We start from the raw sequence: 25,322 nt of genomic DNA on the forward strand, positions 1-25,322 counted from the left end.
ACGCCTCGGAGACGTCCTCTCAGAGACGGTCGGCCGCGAGGCGTTCCGCGAGCTGCTCCAGCAGCGGCCCGGCCTGGGACATGGAGCGGCTCGGGTCCTTCTCCAAGTCCGAGAGGGCGTAGGCCCGTTCGATGCCGGCGCCCTTGAGGGTCTTGTTGTCGAGGCCGAGCCGGCCGCACACCGCGAGCACGGGCTTGCCGGCCTTGCGGGCCGCCGCCGCGACGCCCGCGGGCGCCTTGCCGTGCAGGGTCTGCTCGTCCAGTGAGCCCTCGCCCGTGATGACGACGTCGGCGCGTGCGAGGGCGTCACCGAAGCCCAGCACCTCCAGGAGCACGTCGATGCCGGGCCGGAAGGTCGCGTTGAGGCCGACGAGGGCGCCGTAGCCGATGCCGCCGGCCGCGCCGGCGCCGGGCGCCTCGGCGGTCTCCGCGGCGCGCGGGCCCACGGATTCGCCCATCACCTGCACGAAGTGGGTCAGCGCGGCGTCGAGGACCTTCACGTCCTGCTCCCCCGCGCCCTTCTGCGGACCGTAGACGCACGCGGCGCCCTTCGGGCCCGTGAGGGGGTTGTCGACGTCGCTCGCGAGGACGACTTCGATGTCACGCAGCCGTTCATCGAGGCCCGAGAGATCCGCGGAGACCATCTCCACCAGCGGGCCGCCGCCGTGCGGCACCGGATCGCCGTCCTCGTCGAGGAAGCGCGCGCCGAGCGCTTCGAGCATGCCGGCGCCGCCGTCGGTCGTCGCGGAGCCGCCGACGCCGAGGACGATGGTGCGGGCGCCCGCCTCGACGGCGGCGAGGAGCAGTTCACCCGTGCCGCGCGTCGTGGCGGTCAGCGGTGCGAAGACGCCCGGCGGCATCAGTTCGAGCCCGGAGGCCTCGGCCATCTCGACGACCGCGGTGCCGTCGAGCAGCGCGAACGCCGCCATGACGGGTGCGCCCAGCGGCCCGGTGACCTCCTTCTCGTGGCGTTCGAAGCCGGACGCCACGGCCGCGGCGACGGTGCCGTCGCCGCCGTCGGCCACGGGCAGCGATTCCAGGCTCGCGTCGGGCCGTGCCCGCCTGATCCCGGCCGTGATCCGCTCGGCGACCTCGACGGCCGTCAGTGAGCCCTTGAATTTGTCCGCGGCGATCAGTACGCGCGCCGTCGTCGTCATGGTTCTGCCCCTGGGTCTGTTTACGTTCGAACAGGCAGTCGCGCCGGTGCGACCTTATCCGGCGCGGGCCCCCGGCCACCATGGGCTATGCAACGAGAGCCCCGGTAGAGGGGCCCATGCGGAAGGCCGGTGGGCTCCCGCATGCGGGAGGCGGAGACGCCGGGCGGGCCCCGTACGGCGCCGCCGGCCGTTCAGGGACGCTGCCGCAGCTGCCTCCAGACGGCACGAGCCGCATGATGTCCGGACATTCCGTGCACCCCGGGGCCGGGCGGCGCCGCGGACGAGCAGAGGAAGACGGCGGGGTGCGCGGTGCCGTACGGCAGGCGCGTGAGTTTCGGGCGGATCATCAGCTGGAGCCCGTCGGCGGCCCCCGCGCAGAAGTCACCGCCGACGTAATTGGCGTTGCGGGCGGCGAGTTGGGGCGGTCCGGCCGTCGCACGCGCGAGTACGAGGTCGCGGAACCCCGGGGCGAAGCGGTCGAGTTGGGCCTCGATGGCCTCCGTCGCGTCGCCCTCCCAGCCGTTCGGGAGGTGCCCGTACGCCCAGAAGACGTGCTTGCCCTCCGGGGCGCGGCTCGCGTCGACGAGGCTCGGCTGCGAGGTGATCAGGAAGGGGCGCTCGGGCGCCCGGCCGGAGACGGCGTCCTTGAGGGCCTTGCCGATCGCCCCGGCCGTAGGTCCGACGTGTACGGTGCCGGCGCGGCGCGCGGCGTGCGACGTCCAGGGCATCGGCCCGTCCAGCGCGTAGTCGATCTTGAAGACGCTGGCGCCGTAGCGGAAGCCGTCGTAGGCGTTGCCGAGACCCGCGATGCGGGCGAGCGCGCGGGGCGAGGTGTCGAAGATGTAGGCGCGGGCCGGGGGCAGTTCGTCGAGGCGCTTGACCTCGGTGCCCGTGTGGATACGGCCGCCCTGCGCGCGTAGATACGCGGCGAGGGCGTCCGAGATGGCCTGCGAACCGCCCCGCGCGACCGGCCAGCCCGCCTTGTGCGCCGCCAGTGCGAAGGTCAGGGCGGCGCCGCTCATGGCGATCGTGCCGAGCGGCGCGATGACGTGCCCGCCCATGCCCGCCATCAGAGCCCGCGCCTTCTCGTCGCGGAAGCGGACGTTGAGGAGGCTGACGGGCTGCAACGCCGTCAGGCCGAAGCGGGCCAGCAGCAGCGGGTCCTGCGGGAAGCGGCCGTTGAACCACGAGCCCATGCCGAGGAAGTCCGCGGCGAGGGTGTCCCACTTGGCGAGGAAGGGCTCGACCATGCGCCGGTAGGTGCCCGCGTCGCGCGCCCCGAGCGAGACCGCCGTCTCGCTGACGGAGCGGGAGAGCACCGCCGCCGTGCCGTCGAGGAAGGGGTTGGCCATGCACAGTTCGGGATGCAGCCACTCCAGCCCGTACTTCTCCAGCGGCATGCTGTTGAAGGCGGGCGAGACCGCGGCCGTGGGGTGCACCGCCGAGCACGGGTCGTGCCGGAAGCCCGGCAGCGTCAGCTCCTCGGTGCGCGCTCCGCCCCCCACGGACTCCTTCGCCTCGAACAGCTCCACGGAGAAGCCGCGGCGGGCCAGTTCGACCGCCGCGGTCAGACCGTTGGGACCTGCTCCGACGACGACCGCGTCACGGATCGATGGCACTGTCGGCTCTCCCCTCGCCTGTGAGGTCGCGTGCCGTACCTGGTCAACGTCCGGCGCGCAGCAGGCCCACCATACGCCGGGCCGTACCGGCGTCCCGCGCCGCGGTGAACGGCAGCGCGTTGCCGCCCGCGAGGCGGAAGGGCTCACCGGCGACGGTGCGGCTCTCGCCGCCCGCCTCGGCCACCAGAAGCAGGCCCGCGGCGTGGTCCCACGCGGCCTCCCAGCTGAAGGCGACGGCGTCGACGCGGCCGCGCGCCACGGACAGATACTCCAGCCCGGCGGAGCCGCACGGGCGGGGTGCGACGCCCTCCGTGCGCAGCCCGAGGAGCGAGTGCTTCTGCGCGTCCGTGGTGAAGTCCGGGTGGGAGGTGGCCACTTCGAGGACCTTGCCCTCCTCGGGCGAACCGGCGCGCAGCACCTCCCCGTTGAGCAGGGCGCCGCCGCGGTGCCGGGCGACCGCCATCTCGCCGGGCACCGGCGCGTACGTCCACGAGGCGAGCAGCTCGCCGTAGCGGGCCAGGGCGACGAGCGTGCAGAACCCCTCGTGGCCCCGGACGAACTGCCGTGTGCCGTCGATCGGGTCGACGATCCACACCGGTGCGTCGCCGTGCAGCGCCTCGTATGTGGCGGGCATCGCGTGCACCGCCTCCTCGCCGACGACGACGGAGCCCGGCAGCAGGGCGGCCAGCTCCCGGCTCAACTGCTCCTCCGCGCGCTGATCGGCGACGGTGACGAGGTCGTGCGGGCCGCTCTTCTGCACCACCTCGTCGTCGGAGAGCTGGCGCCACCGCGGCGTCACCTCCTGAGCGACGGCCCTGCGCACGACGCCCTCGACCGCTGTGACCAGCTCATCGTCGATCATGCGCCCATGAAAGCACGGAGCACCGGCCGGCGCTGCCCCCTCTTCCTGCCGCACTCTGCCTCCCCCTGGCTCACACCTGGCTCCCGAGGGTGCGCTGACGACCGGCGTCACCGGCCCACCGCGTAGCCCTGCATACCGCGCGGGTTGGCGGCGGCGCTGAGCACACCGGTCTCCGGGTCGCGTGCGACGGCGCACAGCCGCCCCTCGGACCAGGCCGGGCCCACCTCGACGTCGTGGCCGCGCCGCCGCAGCCCGTCCGTCACCGCGTGCGGCGCCCGGGACTCGACGGTGACGCTGCCCGGGCGCATGGCGCGCGGGTAGAAGGAGCCGGGGAAGCTGTCGGTGTGCCAGTTGGGAGCGTCGACGGCACCTTGCAGGTCGAGTCCGCCGCGTACGTACGGGCGCAGCGCCGCGGCGAGGAAGAAGTGCAGCTGCCACTGGTCCTGCTGGTCGCCGCCCGGAGTGCCGAACGCGAGGACCGGCTGCCCGTCGCGCAGCGCCAGCGACGGGGTGAGGGTGGTGCGCGGACGGCGGCCCGGCGTCAGGGAGTTGGGCAGGCCGGGCTCCAGCCAGGTCATCTGGAGCCGGGTGCCGAGCGGGAAGCCGAGTTCGGGGACGACGGGGTTGGAGTGCAGCCAGCCCCCGCTGGGGGTGGCGCTGATCATGTTGCCCCAGCGGTCGACGACGTCGATGTGGCAGGTGTCTCCGCTGGTGGCGCCGGTGCGGGCGACGGTGGGCTCACCGGCGCCCGCGGAGACGGCAAGGGGGTCGAACGAGGTGGCCTCGCCGTTCGCGACGGCGGAGGCGTGCGCGGACAGGCGCGGCTCGCGGCCCTTCGGGCTGCCGGGGCGCAGTTCGCGGGAGGCGCTCTCGCCGATGAGCGCGCGCCGCTCGTCGTTGTACTCGGCGGAGAGCAGCGCCCCGACGGGGACGGCGGCCGGGCCCTCGGCGTCGCCGTACCACGCCTCGCGGTCGGCCATGGCGAGCTTGGTGCCCTCGATGAGGCGGTGGACGAAGGCCGAGGCGTCATCGGACGCGGAGCCGCCGGGGTCCGAGGCGGAGGCTGTGCCGGCGGTGCCTGTAGCGACGCCGAAGTGCACGTCCGCCGCCGTCACTTCGGCGGGCAGGAGCGCGAGCTGCTGGAGCAGGGCGGGGCCCTGGGACCACGGGCCGGCCTTGCAGACCGTCCAGCCGTTCCAGTCGTAGGTGACGGGGTCCTCGTACGTGGCCTCCCAGCCGGCGAGGTCGTCCCCGGTGAGGGTGCCGGTGTGGCGCTCGCCCGAGGTGTCCATGGTGGGGCGGGCCGAGGCGGCGAGCAGTGCGTCGGCGATGAATCCCTCGCGCCAGACGCGCCGGGCGGCCTCGATGCGCTGCTCGCGGCCCGGGCCGGCGGCCGCCGCTTCGGCGAGCAGGCGCCGCCACGTCGCGGCCAGCGCCGGGTTCTTCAGCAGCGCTCCGGGGGCCGGCGGGCGTCCGCCGTCGAGGTAGAGAGCGGCGGATGTGGTCCATTCCGTCTCGAAGAGCTCCCGCACGGTCTCGACCGTCTCCCCGACGCGTTCGACGGCGGGGTGGCCGCGCTCGGCGTAGCCGATGGCGTAGCCGAGTATTCGCTCCAGGGACAGGGTGCCGTGGTCGCGCAGCAGCGTCATCCAGGCGTCGAACGCGCCCGGTACGGCGGCGGCCAGCGGGCCGGTGCCGGGGACGAGTTCGAGCCCGAGGGAGGTGTAGTGCTCCACGCTCGCGCCGCCCGGCGCGACGCCCTGCCCGCACAGCACCTGCACCGGCCCTCCGGCCGGCGCGATCATGATGGGCACCTCGCCGGCGGGACCGTTCAGATGGGGTTCGACGACGTGCAGCACGAAGCCGGCGGCGACGGCGGCGTCGTAGGCGTTGCCCCCGTCCTCCAGTACGGCCATCGCCGTCTGGGAGGCCAGCCAGTGGGTGGAGGAGGCCATGCCGAAGGTGCCTTGCAGGGTGGGGCGGGTGGTGAACACGGCGGTGCGGCTCCTGCTTCGTCGGGGTCCCGGGGGTCCGGGTTACGGGGTTCGCTGCGGGTGCGGGGGGTTATGGGGTGACGGGATCGCGGGTCGCATCGGAGTGGTCACGGGCGGGCGTGGGCGGGCGCCGCCGCGTCCGGCGCCGTCCCGTCGTCCGAGACGAGGTGGCAGGCCACCATGCGCCCGTTGCCGTCCGGGCCGGGCAGCGTGCGGTGCTCGGGTGCCTCCGTACGGCAGCGTTCGACCGCGAGGGGGCAGCGGGTGTGGAAACGGCACTGGTCCACAGTCTGCGACGCGCCCCCGGCTCCGGGGAAGACGGGACCGGTCAGATCGCTCTGGAGCACGATCCGCTGCCGCGCGCGCTGTACGGGCGGATCGGGCACCGGCACGGCGGAGAGCAGCGCCTGCGTGTACGGGTGCTTGGGCTCCGCGAACAGGGCGGCGGCCGGGGCGGTTTCGACGATCTCGCCGAGGTACATCACGGCGATGCGGTCGGCGAGGAACTCCACGGCGGCCAGGTCGTGGGTGATGAAGAGGCAGCCGAAGCCGCGGTCGCGCTGGAGGTCGGCCAGGAGGTTCAGCACGGACGCCTGCACGGAGACGTCCAGGGCCGAGGTCGGCTCGTCCGCGACGAGCAGCATCGGGTCGACGGCGAGGGCGCGCGCGATGGAGACGCGCTGCCGCTGGCCGCCGGACAGCTCGTGCGGGCGGCGCTCCGCCGTGCCGGGCGGCAGCCCCACCTGGCGCAGCAGCTCCTCGGTCCGGTCGCGGAGGGCGGTGCCGCTCGCGACCCCGTGCAGGACGAGCGGTTCGCCGACGATGCGGGCGACGCGCATCCGCGGATCGAGGGACGCCGAGGGGTCCTGGTAGACGATGTTGAAGTGCTTGCGCAGCGGCCGGAGCCGGCGCCGGGAGAGCCGCGTGACGTCGGTGCCGCCGATGCGGATCGTGCCGGCGGTCGGTGTGTCGAGGCGTACGACGCACTGCCCGACAGTCGACTTGCCCGAGCCGGACTCCCCCACGAGGCCCACGACTTCGCCGCGTCCGACGGTGAGGGACACGCCGTCGACGGCGCGTACGGTGCCGCGTCCGCGGTGCGCGGCGAAGTGCCGTACCAGATCGCGCACTTCGAGGGCGGGGGCAGATGAGGAGGCGTCCGCGTCCCGGGTCTTCCCGGCCGCGGCTGGTGGGACCGTCATGGTGCTGCCTTTCCCCGGGAGCCGGCCGGTTCGCCCGCGTCGCCCAGCGGGTGCCAGCAGGCCACCGTGTGTCCGGGGCCCGCCTGTTCGCCGGCCGTCTCGCCTGGCGTGCCGAGCACGGGCCGTTCGGCGGTGCACTGCTCGTCGGCGCGGGAGCAGCGCGGCGCGAACGTGCACTCGTCGGGCTGCCGGAAGAGTCCGGGGACGATGCCCGGAATCTCCCGCAGTCGCGCCCGCCGGGCGGGCGAGGGCCCGGAGTCCGCGGAGTCCGTCGACGCCGCCGGATCGGCAGGGTCGCGGGCGTCGGCGGAGTCGGCAGAGTCGGCGGACCACGCCCCCGGGCGGGGCACCGCGTCGAGCAGGCCGCGGCTGTAGGGGTGCCGCGGATGTGCGAACAGGTCGTCGGCGCGGGCGTGTTCGACGGCACGGCCCGCGTACATCACGAGCACGCGGTCGGCGGTGTGGGCGACGACGCCGAGGTCGTGGGTGATCAGCACGATGGCCGTGCCGAGCCGTTCCCGCAGCGACGTCAGTACGTCGAGGATGCCCGCCTGGACGGTCACGTCGAGCGCGGTGGTCGGCTCGTCCGCGATGAGCACCGCCGGGTCGCACGCTACGGCTATGGCGATCATGACGCGCTGCCGCATGCCCCCGGAGAGCTGGTGCGGGTACTCGTGGATGCGCCGCCCCGGCGCGGGGATGCCCACCAACTCCAGGAGTTCCACGGCGCGTTGCTTCGCCTGGCGCCGGTCCAGCCCCTGGTGGCGGCGGAGCACCTCGCCGATCTGGCGCCCGACGCTCAGCACCGGGTTGAGCGACGTCATCGGCTCCTGGAAGATCATGGACATCTCGCTGCCGCGCACGCCGCGCAGCGACTTCTCGTCCGCGCCGACGAGTTCACGTCCGCGCAGCTCGACGGAGCCTCGTACGCTCGCCGTTCCCGGCAGCAGTCCCATCACGGCCAGCGACGTGACGGACTTACCGCACCCCGACTCGCCCACCACGCCGAGCACTTCACCCGGTGCGACGTCGAAGCCGACGCCGTCGACGGCGTGCACGTCGCCCTCCTCCGCGTGGAAGGTGACCGTGAGATCGCGTACGCGCAGCACGGGCGCCCCGGCGCCGGGGGCCGCTTCGCCGGCGGTGGTCCGGTTCACCGGGTCACCCCCCTCGGGTCGAGCACGTCGCGCAGCCCGTCGCCGAAGAGGTTGAAGGCGAGCGTCGCGGCGACGATCGCGAGCCCGGGGAAGACCGCCATCCACGGCGCCGCGGCGATGTAGGGCTGGGCGCTGGAGAGCATCACGCCGAGCGAGGGTTCGGGCGGCTGCACGCCGAGACCGAGGAAGCTGAGCAGCGCCTCGCCGATGATGGCGGTGGGGACGCCGACGGTGGCCTGCACGAGGAGCGCCGAGGCGGCGTTGGGGAGGATGTGCCGGGCCAGCACGGTGCCGTCGCCGCCGCCGCAGGCGATGCTCGCCCCGATGTAGTCGAGGTGCTTCAGGCGCAGCGTCTCGGCGCGCATGACGCGTATGACCTGCGGGACGAGGGAGACGCCGATCGCGATCGTCGCGTTCAGCAGCGAGGGCCCCAGCACGGCCGCCAGGCCGACGGCCAGCACCAGGAAGGGGAAGGCGAGCAGCGTGTCGGTGACGCGCGAGACCAGCGAGTCCGCGAACCGGCCGAAGTATCCGGCGACGAGCCCGAGCGGCACGCCCGCCGCGAAGGCCAGCGCCACCGCCAGCACCCCCACCTGCATGGAGGCGCGGGCTCCGTGGATGACGCGGGAGAGCTGATCGCGGCCGAGGTCGTCGGTGCCGAGCCAGTGGTCGAGGCCCGGCGCGGCGAGCGCGGAGCCGAAGTCGGCGCGCGCCGGGTCGTACGGCGCGATGAGCGGGGCGGCCAGGGCGGTGACGACGAAGACGGCGGCGATGACCGCGCCGCTGAACGCCAGTTTGTTGCGGCGCAGTTGGCGCAGCAGGCCGCTCGGCCGTGCCGGTGCGGCACCGGATCCGGGCGTGGCCTCGCGCGCTCCGGACGCGTCCGCGCTGCCGCCGGCCGTGGTGACCGTGCTGTCGGTGGTCACTGGGCGCCTCCCAGCCTGATGCGCGGATCGATGACGGAGTAGAGCAGGTCCACGGCCAGATTGACGAGGATGTAGCCGGACGCGGTGAAGAGCACGACGCCCTGCACCATCGCGTAGTCGCGCGTGAAGACCGCGTCGATCATCAGCTTGCCGAATCCGGGCAGGACGAAGATCTGCTCCGTCACCACCGCACCGGAGATGAGATGGCCCAGCTGGAGGCCGAGGACGGTGACGACTGTGACGAGGGAGTTGCGCAGCGCGTGACCGCCGACCACCTGGTGCGGCGCGAGGCCCTTGGCGCGCGCGGTGCGCACGTAGTCGGCCGACAGGGACTCCAGCATCGCCGCTCTGGTCTGCCGCATCACGATCGCGGCGAGGCCGCTGCCGAGGACGACGACGGGCAGGACCATGCGCCGCAGGTTCTCCAGCGGATCGTTGCCGAACGGCACGTAGCCGGACGCGGCGAACAGCGGTACGGCGATGGCGAATCCGAGGATGAGCACGATGCCGAGCCAGAAGTTCGGCACCGAAAGCCCCAGCAGCGCCACGGTGTTGGCCACCCACTCGGCGGGCCTGCCGCGCCGCACGGCCGCGACGACGCCCGCGCCGATGCCGAGCACGACGGCCAGCAGCAGGGAGAGCAGGGCGAGTTCGAGCGTGACGGGCAGCGCGTCGAAGATGCCGTCGAGGACGGGCAGCCCTGTGCGGGCCGAGGTGCCCAGGTCGCCGGTGACGGCGTGCTCCACGTAACGGCCGTACTGCACGGCGATGTTCTGGTCGAGCCCGTACTGGCGGCGGATCGCCGCGAGCGCCTCGGGCGTGGTCTCCTCACCGGCCAGGGCGCGCGCCGTGTCGCCGGGCATGGCCCGTACGCCGAGGAAGACGACGATGCTGACGAGGACGAGCGTGACCGCCGACTGTCCCAGGCGGCGCAGGACGTAGCGGGTCATCGGCTCCTTCCCTCCGCGTAGCCGGCGTTCTCGACGCGGATCAGCCCGTCCCCGTAGACACGCAGGCCCGCGACGTCGTCGGTCGCGACGACGTAATTGCGCTGCCGGTAGAGGTAGATGAGGGCGTACTGGTCGTTGATGGCGCGGGTGACGTCGCGGTAGATGTCGCGGCGCTCGCCGGGGTCGGCGGTTCGGCGGCCGTCCGCGATGAGGGAGTCGATGCGCTCGTCGGAGATCCCCGAGCGGTTCTCAGAGCCGAGCGTGCCGGCGAACGCGTCGACGTTGCCCGCGGGGTCGAGCCGCCCGGACCAGCCGACGGACACGGCTTCGAAGTCGCCCTTGTCGGCGTGTTCGAGGAGCGTGGTGAACTCCGTGGGCCGCAGCTTCACCTGGAATCCGGCGTCCTTGGCCATCGCCTGGACGACCTGCCCGAGCCGCATGTCCTCCACCGTGTTGGAGATGGTCAGTTCGACGGGGACCCGGCCCTTCTCCCCCGCCTCGCGCAGCAGCCGTCGTGCCCCGGCCAGGTCGCGGCCGGGGCAGCGGGCCTTGGTGCCGAGCTCGCTGGACGGGGCGACGGGGCCGCAGGCCGTGTCGTACATGCCCTGGAAGACGATCTTGTTGATGAGCCGGCGGTCGAGCGAGAGCGCGAACGCCTCCCGTATGCGCTTGTCGCGCGCCAGCGCCCCGTCGACCTTGCCCGGCTTCTTGCCCAGGCCGTGGGCGTTGCCGATGTTGACGGTCAGGCCCTGGTAGCCGAGCGTCGGGGAGTTGAAGAGCTGGAGGGTGTCGTCGGTCAGCGCGCTCTGCACTTCGAGTGGTGCGGTCTGGTCGCTGATCTGGGCGTCGCCAGAGCGGAGGTTGGCCAGCCGCACGTTCCCGTCGATGATCGTGCGGTAGACGATCCTGCGCAGGTGGACGCGGGAGGCGGCGTAGTAGTTGGGGTCCTTCTCCAGCACGATCCGGTCGCCCGTCACGCGCTCCTTGAAGCGGAACGGCCCGACGCAGGACGGGTGGGTGGCGAAGTCCTTGCCGTACTTCTTCAGCGCACGAGGCGACATCACCATGCCGGAGCGGTCGGCGAGCGCGCCCAGCAGCGGTTCGTACGGCTCCTTCAGGCGGAGTTCGACCTTGTCGTCGCCGACGGCCTCGACCTTCTCCACGGGTTCGAGTTCGCTGGCGCGTGCCGACTCGGGCAGGTCACGGTGGCGGCGCAGGGACGTCTCGACGGCCTTCGCGTCGAGCGGCGTGCCGTCACTGAAGCGTGCGCCGCCACGTATCCGGATCACGACCTTGCGGCCCCCGTCGCTCACCTCCGGCATGCCGGACGCCAGTTGGGGCCGTATGCGGTTGTCCGCGTCGGTGTCGTACAGCTTCTGGCACATCGCGGCGAAGACGCTGCGGCCCACGAGGGTGCTGCCGAGGCTCGGATCGAGCTTGTCGGGGTCGGACTTGAACGCCACGGTGAGGGTGCCGCCGTCGCGCACCGGTCTGTCGTCCGCCATCCGTACGCCGCCGATCTCGGTCGCGGACGTCGTGAGGGACGCACAGCCCGTCAGACCGAGAGCGAGAACGGCCGCCACGGCCGCGGCGCGTGAGCGAACCGGTGCGCGCCGGGGGAACTCCCCCTGACGGAGCCAGGAAGGCGAAGCGTGGGGGAGCAAGGCTGCCCACCTCTGAAGCGGTATCGACAGATGCGGGCGACTGTATGTCGTATACAGTCTTCTTGACTAGCCCCCTGCCCGAGCGACTTGGTCAGGGTGGTCGTTCGCCGCTCCGCCGATGGCGGGACGGTGTGCGACGAGGGCCGCGAGCCGGTGGCCCGCGGCCCCGTGGCCGCGTCGTCTCAGCCGAACTGCCGCTCGATCTTGGCGAGTTTCTCCTCCAGCGAGTCGAGCCGCGGTCCTGTCGGGCCGTCCTCCTCGCTCCGGGCACCCGCGGACGCGTCCGCGCGCGTACTCGGGGCGGCGTTGTGCGGTTGCGGTTGCGGCTGGGGCGCGGGCAGTTGCGGGGCCTGGACCGTGGGACCGGCCGGGACCTCCGCGGGTGCCGGGGCGGCTGCCGCACCGCCGAGACCGCGACCGAGCCAGGGGCTGCCGCGCCACGGCTGCTGACCGCCCAGGGCCTTCGCCTTCACACGCTCCAGCCTGTGCTGCTCCCGGCGGTGCAGTCGTTCCTGCTCCTGCCGGCGGCGCTCGTCCCGTACCTCCTCGACCGCCTGGTCGAGGCTCCGTACGCCCTCCAGCAGCATCAACGACCAGGCGCGGAAGGTCTCCCGAGGAGCGCGGAGCCACCGTACGACCCGGATCTGCGGCAACGGCCGCGGCACCAGGCCCTGTTCACGAAGAGCTGCCCGCCGCGTCTGCTTGAGCGCGCGGTCGAAGAGGATCGCCGCGGAGACCGACATCCCGGCGAAGAACTCCGGCGCGCCCGCGTGCCCGCCGCCGCGCGGCGCGTGCACCCAGTTGAACCAGGCCGAGGCGCCGGCGAACGCCCATACCAGCAGCCGCGATCCGAGCGACGCGTCGCCGTGGCTCGCCTCGCGCACGGCCATGACGGCGGAGAACATGGCGGCGCCGTCGAGACCGAACGGCACCAGGTACTCCCAGCCGCCGGACAGCCGCAGATTCTGCCGCCCGAAGCCGACCAGACCGTGGAAGGAGAGCGCCGCGGCCACCGCCGCACAGCAGAACAGCAGCAGATACGCGGCCAACGCGTAACCGGCCTCTTTGCGGCGGCGGCGCTGTTCGAGCTGCTCCCACGAGTCGCCGGACGAAGTGCTGCTGTCGCGCGTCTGCTTGATCACTTGCTTTCCTCGTGTTGTCAGCACGACGGCCGCCAGTGAGGCGGTCAGCAGTACAGCGCCCGCCACCACCACGCCCGGCGATATGTCTGTCTCTGCCATTCCTTGCCCCTTGCCGGGCGAGCCCGCCCGTCGCCAGACGTGCCTGCTCAGCCTGCTCCGACCTGTCACCCCCGGTCAGCCGCGAGGCATCCCGGTGCAGGAGCCGGAACATTAACGTGGATCAAGCTCAAGTGCACACCGACGGCCGTTCCACGGTGCGGAGTCGGGCGTCCGCCCTCGGCCGGGCCGTCCACCGGATACTCGGCGAGCTGCTCCCCGGTGGCGGGCGAGAAGGAGGCGAGACGTCCGGTGCCGGTCAAGTGGCTTCGGTCCGACGGCGGTTGGGCCGAGGCGATCGCGACGGGTGCTGCGCCGCGACCGCCGGAGTCCGGACGATGACTACCCTTGGCGGGCATGGCCGCTTCCCCTGACTCCTCCGCACCCGCACCGGACGGACCGCACGCCGCGGACTCCCCGCGCGGCCCCCTCGTGGCGATCCTCAGCGGCGCGGGCATCTCCACCGACTCCGGCATCCCCGACTACCGCGGCCCGCAGGGGCTTTGGCGCCGCGACCCGGAGGCGGAGAAGCTCGTCACGTACGACTACTACATGAACGATCCGGACATCCGCCGCAAGTCATGGCAGATGCGCCGCACCAGCCCGACGTGGGACGCCCGCCCGAACGCCGCGCACAAGGCCGTCGCGCAGCTGGAGAAGTCCGGCAGACCGGTGCGCGTCATCACGCAGAACGTGGACGGGCTGCATCAGCTCGCCGGGCTGCCGGACCGCAAGGTGCTGGAGCTGCACGGCAGTTCGCGCACCGTGGTGTGCACACGCTGCGAGGCAGGCAGCACGATGGCGGAGGCCCTGCGGCGAGTCGAGGCCGGGGAGGACGACCCGGCCTGCCTGGACTGCGGCGGCATCCTCAAATCGGGCACGGTGATGTTCGGGCAGGCACTCGATCCCGACGTCCTGGGGCAGGCGGTGGGCGTGGCCAAGGCGTGCGACGTCTTCGTGGCCGTCGGCACGTCGCTCCAGGTGCAGCCCGCGGCGTCGCTCGCGGAGATCGCCGTCGACCACGGCGCGCGGCTCGTCATCGTCAACGCCGAGCCCACGCCGTACGACGGCATGGCGGACGAGATCGTCCGCGAACCGATCGGCGAGGCGCTTCCGCCGCTGCTGGAGAGCCTGCACAGGGGCTGAGGGCGGCCGCCGCGTGCCGGGAGGCGGTTCTCCCCCCGGGCGCGGGCGCACATCGGGCGCACATCGGAACAGCCCGGCACCGCACGCTGGTTGCCGACGTCACACGGACGCGATGCGGGGTGCCGTCACGCCCGGGCGGTGATCCGCACATGCCACACGTCTCCGTCGGGACGCAGCTCCGCGCGCAGCCGGTCCGTGCGCGGGGCGCCGTCCGCCCGCCAGCGGTCGATCAGTGCGCGGAGGCGTGCGAGAGCGGGCGAGCCGGAGTGATCGGCCACGAGGTGCAGGCCGGTGACGAGGGCGGCGTGAGCGCTGCGGTCTCCCACGGTCCAAGAGCCGCGTTCCGGGGGCGAGTCCGGGTCCGGGGAGGCATTCATGGGATGGCCCGCCAGGGGATGGCCCGCGCCCCGCACGCCGATGCCGATCCCGTTGCCGCGGTCCAGCGTCGCTTCGAGCAGCCCGTCCGGCTCGACGGCCATGAGCCAGTTCTTCAGGTGGTACCAGTCGCCCTCCATCGCAGGGCTCGGCTCGATGTGACGCGCACCGGTGAGCGCGGTGAGGAACGAGTCCGCCACCCGCGGATCGTGCGTGCCGAGAAGGGTGACGGAGCGCTCCGGCCGCTCGGGGTCGGCCGCGTGCGTGACGTCGTCCGGCCGCTCCGGGCCGGCCATGGGCATATAGCCGCCGTGGTGGACTTCGACCTCGTGCGGGCGGTGCCGCTCGTCGACGGTGATGCGCGCGATCGCGTAGCCGAACGGCAGGTCGCTGATGCGTACGCCGCTCAACAGCACGCCACCGGGCGCGAGTTGGCGCAGCCAGGCGTCCGGCACGGCCGGCGGCGTGGTCCCGGCGAGTATGCGGTCGTACGGGGCGCCGGGCGGATGCCCCAGGCGGCCGTCGCCCACGACGACGGCGACCCGGTGCCCGTGCGCGCGGTAGAGGCCCTCGGCGCGCCCCGCGAGACCGGCATCGATCTCGACGGCCGTGACCTGCCCCTCCGGGCCCGCGAGCCGGGCGAGGAGCGCCGCGGAGAGCCCGGAGCCGGCGCCGATGTCGAGGACTCTGGCGCCGGGGCGCACGTCCAGCATGCGCAGATGGCGCCGCGTGACGTCGGCGGGCGTGCAGGGACGTACGGCGCGGCCGTCCGCGCCGTGGAACTGCTCGGCCAGCGCGGCCGATTCGGCGCCTTCCAGCACGGACCGCGTCGCGTCGGTCATCGGGTTCCTTCCTGCCCGGACGGCTCCCCCGCCGCCCCGCCACCGCGCACAGCATGCCGTACGCCGTGAAATCCCGCGGTACACCGCGGAGTTGGACGGGAGCCGGACCCGGCCCGCCTGGCGTGCCGATCGCCGCTGCTCCTACGATGCTGGTCATCACGGGGAGGGGCGGTTACGTGGCACAGCGTGTGGGACGCCTGGAGTCGGGCGTCAGCTGGATCATCCGGAATCTGGACGTCGTCATCGCCGTCGGGCTCGGTCTGACGATCGGTTTCCTCGACGTCTTCGGGGACGTGGTCAGCGACGACGTCTCCTCCGGAGCGACCCTCCTCGTCCTCGGCGCGCTCGCCGTGGGCTCGATGACGGAGCGCGTCCGCCGCAGGTCCGACATCCAGGAGGTCTCCGCGGACACCCGCCGGGCCCTGGAGGACCTGGCGATGGTGCGCTCCCTGACCGGCAGCGAGGTCGCCGAGGCGCTGAGCAAGGCCCGGGAGGAGACCAACCTCTGGTACTTCAAGGGCGGCACGGGCACCTATCTGCGGGCGGTGACGCTGCCGCGCTGCGTGGAGCGGGCCACGCGGCTGCGGACACCGCTCAACATCAAGATCGACATCATCAACCCCGGCAGTGAGAAGACCTGTTCGGACTACGCGCGCTTCCGGCAGACCTTCGCACGGCAGCGCAACGTGGACGCCGCCAACGCCTGGACGGCGACCCGTACCCGCAAGGAGTCGTACGCGACGGTGCTGGCCGCCTGCTGGTACCGGCAGCGCCTGGACACCCTGGAGATCACCGTGCATCTCTCCTCCGGTGTGCCGACTCTGCGCTTCGACCTGTCCGAATCCTGCCTCGTCATCACCCAGGACGACCCCAACCGCGTGAACCTCCTCGTCGCACGCGACCAGCCGCTCTACGACTACTACGTCACCGAGCTGCACCAGAGCAGAGAGCAGGCCGAGCGGCTCGATCTGCACGGTCTGCCGCCGCTGAGCGAGGAGCCGACGGTCGACGAAGTGCGCGCCGTCTTCGACGATCTGCGGCTTCCGCTCCCTGCCGTCTTCACCGACGGCGACGTCGGCGAGATCATTGACAAGGCACTGCACGCCGAGGACCCGTACCGGAGGTGAACCTGTCGCGCGCCATGGACTACGACGAGCTCGAAGACGCGCTGCGCGGCGGCGGCTCGGCGTCGCGGGGCCCGCGGTGGAGCCCGCGAGAGGCGGTCGCGGACGTCCTCGGTGAAATCGCCGCGGGAGAGCGGCGGTTACGCGCGGTGCGGCATCCGCTGGGCTTTCTGTGCCTGCCCGTGGTGCGCGACGGCGAACGCGGCGTGTGCGTGCACCTCTTCGACGGGGACACCCCCGCCGGGCCGGCGAACGCCGGCGTCCACGCCCACAGTTGGGAGCTGCTCAGCTACGTGCTCTACGGGCACGTCTCCAACGTCCCCGTGCGGGTGGCCGACACGTTGCCCGCGCCGGCGCCCGGTCCCACGCACCGCGTCTTCGAGGTGCACAGCGCGCCGGACGGCACCGACGAACTGCGGCCCACGGGGCGGCTCGTGCGCAGCGAGCCCGGCCCGGAGAAGACCAGCGGCGGCGGCGAGACGTACACGCTGGCCGCGGGCGAGTTCCACTCGACCGTCGTCCGGCACGGCGAACCGGCGGCCACGCTCGTGCTGGGCAGGACGCTGCCGGGGCGCACGGACCTGTTCCTCGGGCCCCTGCACGGCGGCGGACACCGCACTGTGCGGCGGCTGTGCGGGGCAGAAGACACCCGAAGGACGGTGCGGGCGGCGCTGAGGAGGGTCCATGCCGGGCAACGGGACTGACAGGCACGCGAGTTCGCGCGGAGCCGCGGACGCGGGGACGGGCGGAGCGTACCCGGGGACGGGCGGGACGGAGCCGGGGTCGCACGCCGGGACGTACTCGTACGAGCAGAAGGTGGCCGTCGAAGCCGCCGAGGAGGCCGGTGCGCTGCTGCGTGCGCGCTTCGCCGAGGCGCACACCGTGGGCAGCAAGGGCGACGGAGGCGACGTCGTCACCGATCTGGACCTGGCCGCGGAGAAGGTCATCCTCGACCGCCTGCGCACGCACTTCCCGCACGAGCGGATCGTCTCGGAGGAGGCCGGGCTCCTCGACGCGGGCGGCAGCCGGACGTGGCTGGTGGACCCGCTGGACGGCAGCAACAACGTCGCGATCGGCCTCACCGCCTACGCCGTGGGCATCGCGCTGTGTGTGGACGGTTCGCCCGTCGTCGGCGCGGTGCACGAGCCGGTGACGGGGCGCACCTGGCGCGCGGCACTCGGGCAGGGGGCCTGGTGCGGCACCGCGCGGCTGGGCGGCCCGTGCGGGCGGCTGCCGCGCCCGGGACCCGTACTGGCGTGGACGCAGGGGCATGCGGTGGGCCGCGGCGACGCGCGCGCCCGGGGCCTGCGCGGAGCCCTGGAGCTGCACTCCCGGCGCGTACTCCAGTTGTGGGCCCCGCTGTTGGGGTGGAGCATGCTGGCGAGCGGCACCATCGACGGTTACGTCGGCTACCGGGCCGAGGGCATCGACTTTCCGGCGGGCGCGCTGCTGGCCGCCGAAGCGGGCGTGGAATTCCGTACGTTGACCGGCGGCGAGTTCCACGTGGGCTTCGACGGGCCGGACTCGGGCCGCAGCTTCGTCGCGGCCCGGGGCGAGGTGCTCGGCCATCTCGTGGATCTCGTGTCCGCGGCGGCCCCGGCCGCCGGCCCCGCGCGGCAGTGAGAGCACCGGACGGGCGGGAAGAGACGGAGGAGCGGGGGCGGAGGCTCGGTAAGGGCAGAAGGGCCAGGAGAGCCAGGAGAGCTACCGGGGGGGGCTCAACAGCCGTCAGACGAGGGCGAGTCCGGCGGTCGCGGCCAGCGTCGCCGCCACGGCCAGGACGAATCCGGTGCCCACGAAGCGCGTCAGGGGGATGCGCGTGCCGTGCCCGCGGCAGCGCTCGAACCACAGCAGCGTCGCCAGCGACGCCCAGGGTGTGACGAGCGGGCCCACGTTGGTGCCGATGAGCAGCGCGAGCAACTGGTGCTGGTTCTCGACCGGTACGGCCGCCTCACCCGCGAGATAGACGGGGAGGTTGTTGAGCACGTTGGACAGGCCGGCGCCGACGCCCGCCGAGCGGAGCATTCCCGCCAGCCCGCCGTCGGAGCCGATGGCCGCGGTGAGCAGATCGTGCAGTCCGTGCGCGTTGACGGTCTCCACGACGAGGAACATCCCCGGGACCAGCATCAGCAGCCGCCACGGGACGAGCGACAGCCGCAGGTCCGCTCTCCGTCTGAGCGCGAAGGCCGCGACGACGACGAGGGACGACGTCAACGAGGCCGACCACAGCGGCACATCGGCGACGAGTATCGCCGCCAGGAAGCCCGCGCACGCGAGCGCGCACACACGGAAGAGCACGGGGTCGGCGGGCCGCAGCGGCTCCGGAGGTATGTAGCTCGCGGCGCCGCGCCGCCCGCGGCGCCAGTAGAAGCCCCACAGGCAGACCATGGTCACCGCGATCGAGGCGAGTTGCGGCAGCCACATCGTGGCGGCCATCTCGACGGGCGACAGCGCGACGCGGTCCGCCGCGAGCAGGTTGGTCAGGTTGGACACGGGCAGCAGCAGGCTCGCGGTGTTCGACAGCCAGACCGTCGTCATCGCCAGCGGCACGGCCGCGATGCCCACCCGGGTCGCGAGGGCCAGCATCACGGGCGTCAGCAGCACGGCCGTGGTGTCCAGGTTGAGCGTGACGGTGGTGACGGAGGCGAAGAGCACGCACAGCCCGAACAGCAGCGGATAGCTGCCCTTCCCGGAGCGCGCGACCCAGGAGGCGACCGCGTCGAACACCTGGGCCTTGCCGGTGAGTTCGGCCAGGACGATGACCGTGGCGAGGAAGACGAGCAGCGGCCCGATGCGCGTCATCGCGTCCCCCGCGGGCCTTGCCGGCAGCAGCCCCGTCGCCACCAGCAGGACCCCGCACACCAGTAGTCCGCCGGCCAGCCAGTCCAGTGGATGCACGCTCTTCAGGATTCGCACGGCAGACAGAATCGCACACGCGATGTGAGGGGGGCGTCGCTGCGTGTCGTAGCCGAGGTGCCCGGCCTGCACCGCGGCTCCTACGATGTCCCCATGACGGACAACGGGGAACTGGTGGGGCAGGCAAGGGACTTGGACTTCTTCATCAGTTACTCCCCCGCGGACGAGCAGTGGGCGTCGTGGATCGCGTGGACGCTGGAGGAGGCCGGGTACCGCACGGTGATCCAGGCGTGGGACTTCGTTCCCGGCACCAACTTCATCGACTTCATGGACCGCGGGGTCAGCGAGTCCGCCGCCGTCATCGCCGTGCTCTCCAGCCACTACGGGCGCTCCACATACGGGCGCATGGAGTGGCAGGCCGCGCTGCGTGCCGAACCGGAGGCGCCGGAGCGCAAGTTGCTCACCGTGCGGGTCGAGGACATCCCCATCGAGGGGCTGCTCGCGACGATCACGTACGTCGACCTCGTGGGCGTGACCGACACGGAGACGGCGCGCGGCATGCTGCTCACCCGCGTCGGGCAGGCCGTCGAGGGCCATGCGCGCCCAGGACTGCGGCCCGGCTACCCCGGCGGCGCCGACGGTTCCGCGGACGTCCCCGGCCAGCGCGCCCCGCTGGAGACGGCCGCCGCCGGCCGGCACGGCGGCGGATCAGGCGACGCACAGCGGCCGCTGGGCCGTACGGGCTGGCCGGGGCGGCGGCGGCCCGCCAGGGCACCGCACTATCCCGCCGGGCCGGGCGGCGGCGCGGCGCGGCAGGAGGCCCTGTCCGTACTGCATGTGGCGGGGCCCGACTTCGGCCGCGGCCGTGAACCCGACGCGCTGCTGCGGGAGATGTGGAGCGACCTGGTCGAGCTGAAGGACGCCGGCGCGCCCTCCCCCGATCTGCTCGTCGTCTCCGGCGACCTCACCGCGTCCGGCAGCCCCCGCGAGTGCGACCAGGCGCTGAACTTCCTGACCGGGCTGCGCTCCCAGCTGGACCTGCCGCCGCAGCGGACGGTGATCGTGCCGGGCACCCAGGACGTCAGCCAGGCCGCGTGCCGGGGCTACTTCCACACCTGCGAGGCCGACGAGGTGCCGCCGCAGCCGCCGTACTGGCCCAAGTGGCGCCACTACACACGGCTGTTCCGCGGGCTGTACCACGGCATGGACACGGTCTTCGAGAGCGACCAGCCGTGGACGCTCTTCCCCGTGCCCGAACTGCACACCGTCGTCGCCGGGTTCAACTCCTCCATCGCCTTCAGCCACCGCACCGACGACCAGTACGGCTTCCTCGGACGCGACCAGGCCACCTGGTTCTCCGAGGCGCTGCGCACCTACGAGGAGGAGGGCTGGCTGCGCATCGGCGTGCTGCGGCATCCGCTCACCGGCGGCCGGCAGCGGCCTGGCGACGCGCCGGGTGGGCCCGGTCCGCTCCGGGACGCCGACACCTTCGCCCGGCTGACCGCGCGCCGCCTGCACTTCGTGCTGCACGGGCCCACGGGCGGTCCCCGCACCACCTCCTCGGAGCCGTCGTACGGACAACTGACCACCCCCACGGGTGAGTTGCCGCTGTTCGGATCGGCGGCCCCGGCGCGCTGCGAGCTGCTGCGCGTCGGCTCCGGCGGCATCACCCGCTGGACGGATGAGGCCGGAAGCGAGCCCGCGGACTTCCCCCTCGAATGGCGCTCAGCGCGGCGCGTCTTCGCCGTGCCCGACGAGCCCGCCGCGCCGCTGCCGACGGCATCCGCCCCCGAGGACGAGACGGACAACCGGCCCGTCGACGAGCCCGCCGACTCGCTCGCCGAACGCGTACGCGAGGTCTGCCGCGCACGGCGCGAGGGCGTACGCCTGCGGGACGTCCCCCGCCGCGATCCGCACGACATGACGCAGATCATGGCCACGTGGCACGAGGAGGGCGTGGTCCGGCAGCAGCGCATCGCCGTGCATCCGGGCACCCCGGCCGAGGAGGAGATCGACCGCTTCACGGCGCAGGCCCACGCGACCGACACCGGCTCCGAGGCGGAGATCGTCCACGAAGGCCCCTCGCCCGAGCGGTCACTGCGCGAGCGCGCGGGCCGCCGCGGCATCCGCGTCCGCAGCTTCCTCGAGTTCCAGGGGCTGCTCGACCTGCGCGCGTACGTGAGCGCTCAGACGGCGAGCCTCGCCGCCGACGGCCGCTACGCGCCCGGCCTCTACCTGCCCGGCCGCTTCCGCGACGCGGAGCGCCCCGACGGCGAGGAACGCGACGGCCTCGTCGAGAACATGCTCGATCTGCTCGCCGCGGACCACGGCCGCTTCGTACTGCTCCTCGGCGACTTCGGGCACGGAAAGACCTTCGCGCTGCGGGAGTTGGCGCGGCGCATCCCCGAACAGCTGCCGCATCTCACGCCGTTGCTCATCCCGCTCAACACCCTGGACCGGGCGCACAGCCTCGAAGGTCTCGTCGCGGCGCACCTGGCCGGGCACGGAGTCGACACCATCGATCTGCGGGCGCTGCGCTACATGCTGGGGCAGGGCCGTGTGGTGCTGCTCTTCGACGGCTTCGACGAGCTGGTCAACCGCGTCAGCTACGACCGGGCCGCCGACCACCTCCAGGTCCTCCTCGACGCGTCCGTCGACAACGCCAAGATCGTGGTGAGCAGCCGGACCCAGCACTTCAAGTCGCAGGCGCAGATCCTCACGGCGCTCGGCGAACGCGTCGGCATGCTCCCGCGCCGGCGCGTGCTGTCCCTCGAAGGCTTCGCCCCGGCGCAGATCCGCACGTACCTCGTCAACCGCTACGGCGACGAGGCCGTCGCCGAACAGCGCTTCCGGATGCTGCGGAACATCCCCGACCTGCTGGAGCTGTGCGGCAATCCGCGGCTGCTCAGCTTCGTCGCCGACCTCGAACCGGAGCAGCTGCGCGCCGTGGCCGGGGCGGGCCGCGCGCTGAGCCCCGCCGGACTGTACGAGGACGTCTTCGCCGCGTGGCTCGCCGTCGAGGAGCGCCGAGGCCAGGGCGGGCCGGGGGCCGCCCCCGGCCTGAGCATCGAGCACCTGTGGGCTGCCGTCACCGCGCTCGCACAGCGGCTGTGGGAGAGCGGGCGCAGCGCGCTCCGCCTGGACGAGCTGACCGAGACCGTCGCGGAGACCCTGAGCGGGCTGGCGGACAGCGGTTCGATGTCGACCCAGGAGAGCGCGCAGGCCGTCGGCGCCGGGAGCCTTTTGGTGCGTACGGACGACGGGCTCTTCCACTTCATCCACGGCTCCGTCGTCGAGTGGCTGGTCGCCCGCGAGGCCGCGGCCCAACTCGCCCGCGGCGACGACGCGTTGCTCGCGGCCCGCCCGCTCACCCAGCTCGCCGTGGAGTTCTTCTGCGACCTCGCGGACCACGCGCGGTGCACCGAGTGGGTCCAGGGCGTGCTCAACTCCCCCGGTCCCCGTACGAGCGAGGCGGCCCGCGCCAACGCGGTGCGGATCATCGACCGGCTGCGGGTGCCGGCGGACGCCGATCTGCGCGGCGCGCGCCTCGTCGGCGAGGACCTCTCCGCGCGCGACTTCTCCGGCGTCGACCTCACCGGCGCCGACCTCACCGACGCACGGCTGCTGGGCACCAACCTCTCCGGCGCGATACTGCGCGGCGCACGCCTCGTCGGCGCACGCCTCGACCAGGCCGACCTCGGCGACGCGGACCTGACCGGCGCCGACCTGCGCAGGGCGCGGCTCACCAGGACCGATCTGCGCGGCGCGGTGCTGACGGACAGCCGGTGGAACCGGGCGGCGCTCATCGACGCCGTCACCGACGCGGAGGCCGCGTCGGCACCGGAGCTGGCCACGGCCTCCGTCGCGCCGGGCATGCCGGTGGAGGCGGGGCTGCGTCCGTCGGCGGTCGGCGTCCCGTACGGCTTCGACATGCGCACGAGCCGGCTGCCGGAGCCGATCTCCTTCAGCCCCGAGGGCGAACTCCTCGCCGTGGGAAGCGAGGACGGCGGTGTGCTGGTCTGCGCGGCGGACACCGGACGGGCGGTGCGCACGCTGCACGGGCACGAAGGGCGGGTCTACGCGGTCAAGTTCCGCGCCGACGTGCTCGCGACGGGCGCCGCCGACGGCGAAGTGCGGCTGTGGGACCCGGTCTCGGGCCGCTGCCTGCACCGCCTCGACGTCCACCCCGGCGGTGTGTGGCCCGTCTCGCTCGACGCCGGGGGACGGCTGCTGGCCACGGGCGACGCCGAGGGCATGGTGACGCTCTGGAACGCGACGGGGCCGGACGCGGGGCGGCCCGTGCACCGGCTGCCCGGCCACGCCGTACCGGTCTACACGGCGGTCTTCAGCCCCGACGGCGGCACCCTCGTCACGGGCGACGCGGGCGCCGTCATGCGGATCTGGGACACCCGCACGGGGCGGTGCACCGCTGAGCTGCGCGAGCACCAAGGGGCCCTGTACCGGGCGAGGTTCAGCCCCGATGGCACGCTGCTGGCCACCGGCGACCGCGGCGCCGACGGCCGCGGCACGGTCCGCGTCTGGGACATGACGGCGGCCACGGCGGGAGCCGGGGCCGGCACGGCGGCGACGGGCGCGGGCGAAGCCGCGGACCCGGACGGGCAGGACACGGGCCCGGATTCAGCACCGTACGCAGATCCGCACGCGCAAGTCCCCCGGCTGCTGCACGAGTTCACCGGCCACTCCGGGCACGTCTATACGCTCGACTTCCACCCCGCCGCCGACCTCCTCGTCAGCGGCGACACCGACGGCGGAGTGCGGCTGTGGGCCCCGCGTGTCGGGGCGCCGGCCGGGACGCTGGAGCGCTGCACCGGCGCCGTCTACCAGGTGCTCTTCGGGGACGAGGGCCGCCTGCTGGCCGCGTGCGACAGCGACGGCACCGTTCGGATGTGGCGCGTGACCGCCTCCGGTGCCGGCGGCCCGTCGGTGGGCCTGCTGCCGCAACAGCCCCTCGAACACCGCGGCTCGGCCTGGGCCTGTGCCTTCCGTCCGCAGGACAGGCAGCTGCTGACCGTCGGCAACGACGGCGGTGCGCAGATCTGGGACGCCGGGACGGGTCAGGGCAAGCGGATCTTGCGCGGCCACGGCCGCCGCGTCAACACCCTGACCTTCAGCGCCGACGGCAGCCGGCTCGCCACCGGCGGCAACGACGGACTCGTACGCGTGTGGGACGCCCGCACCGGGCGGCGCACCGCCGAACTCTCCGGCCGCGGCGACCGGTTGGTCTCCGCCGTCTTCAGCCCGGCCGGGCCCGTGCTGGGCACGGCCAGCAACGACGGCGACGTCTATCTGTGGAACGCCGCGAACGGCGAATATCTGCGCGAGATCGACGTCGAGACCGACCACACCTGGGCGGAGGCCTTCAGCGGCGACGGCGAACTCCTCGCCACCGCCAACGACGACGACACCGTACGGCTGTGGTGGCGCAGCACCGGCGCGCATGTGACGACGCTGACGCAGCACCGCGGCCGGGTGCGCTCCATCGCCTTCCGCGAGGACGGCGGACTCCTCGCCACCGGCTGCGACGACAGCCGCGTACGGCTGTGGGAGCCCTCCTCGGGACGCATGGTCGCCGACCTCGACGGCCACGCCGACCGCGTGTACGCCGTCACCTTCTGCTGCGGCGACAGCGCCCTGCTGAGCGCGTCGTGGGACGGCACGGCCGTCGTGTGGGAGGACGGCGAGCAGCGGCACGTGCTGCGCGGGCACCGCGGCCGGCTGTGGACGGCGTCGGCACACCCGCGCCGCCCGCTGCTCGCGACCGCGGGCGACGACCGCGCGATCTGCCTGTGGGACGCGGACAGCGGCGAGCAGACGGCACGGCTGACGGGCCACACCGGCCGCATCCACACGCTCGCCTTCAGCCCGGACGGCGGGCTGCTGGCGAGCGGCGGCGAGGACGGCACGGTCCGGCTGTGGAACGTGCCCGACGAGGCCGGACCGGGCGACGGGTTCGGCGAGGCGGGGGCCGCCGGTGCCGGTGAGGCCGCCCCGGACCTGCGCGCCACCCTGATCGGCGTGCCCGGAGGCTGGGCCGCGCTGACGCCGAGCGGCGGATACAAGTACGAGGGCGATGTGACGGGCGAGTTCTGGCACGTCGTCGGCATGACACGGTTCACCCCGGGGGAACTCGACGAGTTCCTTCCCGGGGTCCACCGCCTCGCTCTCGACGCGGAGTTGTGACTGTGACGCG

General features: G+C 73.4%; 17 protein-coding genes. 5 read left to right on the forward strand and 12 right to left on the reverse strand.

From position 1 onward, the window contains the following. Nucleotides 1–19 precede the first annotated feature (19 nt). The 10 genes from QQM67_RS15345 to QQM67_RS15390 all read right to left on the reverse strand — a co-directional run bounded on the left by QQM67_RS15345 (nt 20) and on the right by QQM67_RS15390 (nt 12,771). Nucleotides 20–1,156 carry a glycerate kinase gene (locus tag QQM67_RS15345; protein ID WP_314174383.1) on the reverse strand — a complete coding sequence of 379 codons (1,137 nt, stop codon included), beginning with the start codon at nt 1,154–1,156 and terminating at the stop codon, nt 20–22. Between the two features lie 191 nt (nt 1,157–1,347). Then, nucleotides 1,348–2,775 carry a phytoene desaturase family protein gene (locus QQM67_RS15350; protein WP_314174384.1) on the reverse strand — a complete coding sequence of 476 codons (1,428 nt, stop codon included), beginning with the start codon at nt 2,773–2,775 and terminating at the stop codon, nt 1,348–1,350. Between the two features lie 43 nt (nt 2,776–2,818). After that, nucleotides 2,819–3,637, reverse strand: a complete 819-nt coding sequence (locus tag QQM67_RS15355) for an inositol monophosphatase family protein (protein WP_314174385.1) — start codon at nt 3,635–3,637, stop codon at nt 2,819–2,821. A gap of 107 nt (nt 3,638–3,744) precedes the next feature. Further along, nucleotides 3,745–5,631: a gamma-glutamyltransferase family protein gene (locus QQM67_RS15360; protein WP_314174386.1), complete on the reverse strand. Its 1,887-nt coding sequence runs from the start codon at nt 5,629–5,631 to the stop codon at nt 3,745–3,747. Between the two features lie 107 nt (nt 5,632–5,738). Then, on the reverse strand, nt 5,739–6,833 hold the full coding sequence (locus QQM67_RS15365; RefSeq protein ID WP_314174387.1) for an ABC transporter ATP-binding protein: 1,095 nt from the start codon (nt 6,831–6,833) through the stop codon (nt 5,739–5,741). Further along, nucleotides 6,830–7,990, reverse strand: a complete 1,161-nt coding sequence (locus tag QQM67_RS15370) for an ABC transporter ATP-binding protein (RefSeq protein ID WP_314174388.1) — start codon at nt 7,988–7,990, stop codon at nt 6,830–6,832. The genes QQM67_RS15365 and QQM67_RS15370 overlap by 4 nt, the downstream gene beginning before the upstream one ends. Continuing rightward, nucleotides 7,987–8,916: an ABC transporter permease subunit gene (locus QQM67_RS15375; protein WP_399066732.1), complete on the reverse strand. Its 930-nt coding sequence runs from the start codon at nt 8,914–8,916 to the stop codon at nt 7,987–7,989. The genes QQM67_RS15370 and QQM67_RS15375 overlap by 4 nt, the downstream gene beginning before the upstream one ends. Continuing rightward, entirely contained in the window at nt 8,913–9,866 is a 954-nt protein-coding gene (locus tag QQM67_RS15380) for an ABC transporter permease (protein WP_314174389.1), read from the reverse strand. The genes QQM67_RS15375 and QQM67_RS15380 overlap by 4 nt, the downstream gene beginning before the upstream one ends. Continuing rightward, nucleotides 9,863–11,449, reverse strand: coding sequence for an ABC transporter substrate-binding protein (locus QQM67_RS15385; RefSeq protein ID WP_314174390.1), 1,587 nt, complete (start codon nt 11,447–11,449; stop codon nt 9,863–9,865). The genes QQM67_RS15380 and QQM67_RS15385 overlap by 4 nt, the downstream gene beginning before the upstream one ends. 263 nt (nt 11,450–11,712) lie before the next feature. Continuing rightward, nucleotides 11,713–12,771, reverse strand: a complete 1,059-nt coding sequence (locus QQM67_RS15390) for a DUF2637 domain-containing protein (RefSeq protein WP_314174391.1) — start codon at nt 12,769–12,771, stop codon at nt 11,713–11,715. A 354-nt stretch (nt 12,772–13,125) separates the two neighbouring features. Here QQM67_RS15390 and QQM67_RS15395 point away from each other — a divergent pair, with 354 nt between their 5' ends. After that, complete coding sequence (locus QQM67_RS15395) at nt 13,126–13,914, forward strand: SIR2 family NAD-dependent protein deacylase (protein ID WP_314174392.1); 789 nt, start codon at nt 13,126–13,128, stop codon at nt 13,912–13,914. 125 nt (nt 13,915–14,039) lie between these two features. Here the strand turns inward: QQM67_RS15395 and QQM67_RS15400 are convergent, their stop codons facing one another. After that, nucleotides 14,040–15,131 carry a methyltransferase domain-containing protein gene (locus QQM67_RS15400; RefSeq protein ID WP_314174393.1) on the reverse strand — a complete coding sequence of 364 codons (1,092 nt, stop codon included), beginning with the start codon at nt 15,129–15,131 and terminating at the stop codon, nt 14,040–14,042. A 176-nt stretch (nt 15,132–15,307) separates the two neighbouring features. Here QQM67_RS15400 and QQM67_RS15405 point away from each other — a divergent pair, with 176 nt between their 5' ends. The 3 genes from QQM67_RS15405 to QQM67_RS15415 are packed head-to-tail and all read left to right on the forward strand — an operon-like array spanning nt 15,308 to nt 17,878. After that, on the forward strand, nt 15,308–16,258 hold the full coding sequence (locus QQM67_RS15405; RefSeq protein ID WP_314174394.1) for a hypothetical protein: 951 nt from the start codon (nt 15,308–15,310) through the stop codon (nt 16,256–16,258). Then, the gene (locus tag QQM67_RS15410; RefSeq protein ID WP_314174395.1) at nt 16,255–16,959 is read left to right on the forward strand and encodes a hypothetical protein; all 705 of its coding nucleotides are present in this window, start codon (nt 16,255–16,257) and stop codon (nt 16,957–16,959) included. Before QQM67_RS15405 ends, QQM67_RS15410 begins: the two co-directional genes overlap by 4 nt. Then, nucleotides 16,940–17,878 (forward strand): inositol monophosphatase family protein, encoded by a 939-nt coding sequence (locus QQM67_RS15415; RefSeq protein WP_314174396.1) that lies wholly within the window; start codon nt 16,940–16,942, stop codon nt 17,876–17,878. Before QQM67_RS15410 ends, QQM67_RS15415 begins: the two co-directional genes overlap by 20 nt. Before the next feature lie 105 nt (nt 17,879–17,983). Here the strand turns inward: QQM67_RS15415 and QQM67_RS15420 are convergent, their stop codons facing one another. Further along, a complete protein-coding gene (locus QQM67_RS15420) occupies nt 17,984–19,171 on the reverse strand; it encodes an SLC13 family permease (RefSeq protein WP_314174397.1) in 1,188 nt (395 codons plus the stop codon). 93 nt (nt 19,172–19,264) lie between these two features. On the opposite strand from QQM67_RS15420, the gene QQM67_RS15425 reads away from it, so the two are divergent. Continuing rightward, nucleotides 19,265–25,312 carry a WD40 domain-containing protein gene (locus QQM67_RS15425; RefSeq protein WP_314174398.1) on the forward strand — a complete coding sequence of 2,016 codons (6,048 nt, stop codon included), beginning with the start codon at nt 19,265–19,267 and terminating at the stop codon, nt 25,310–25,312. The last annotated feature ends 10 nt before the right edge of the window (nt 25,313–25,322 follow it).

This window comes from Streptomyces winkii (assembly GCF_032248595.1).
Lineage (GTDB): Bacteria > Actinomycetota > Actinomycetes > Streptomycetales > Streptomycetaceae > Streptomyces > Streptomyces winkii.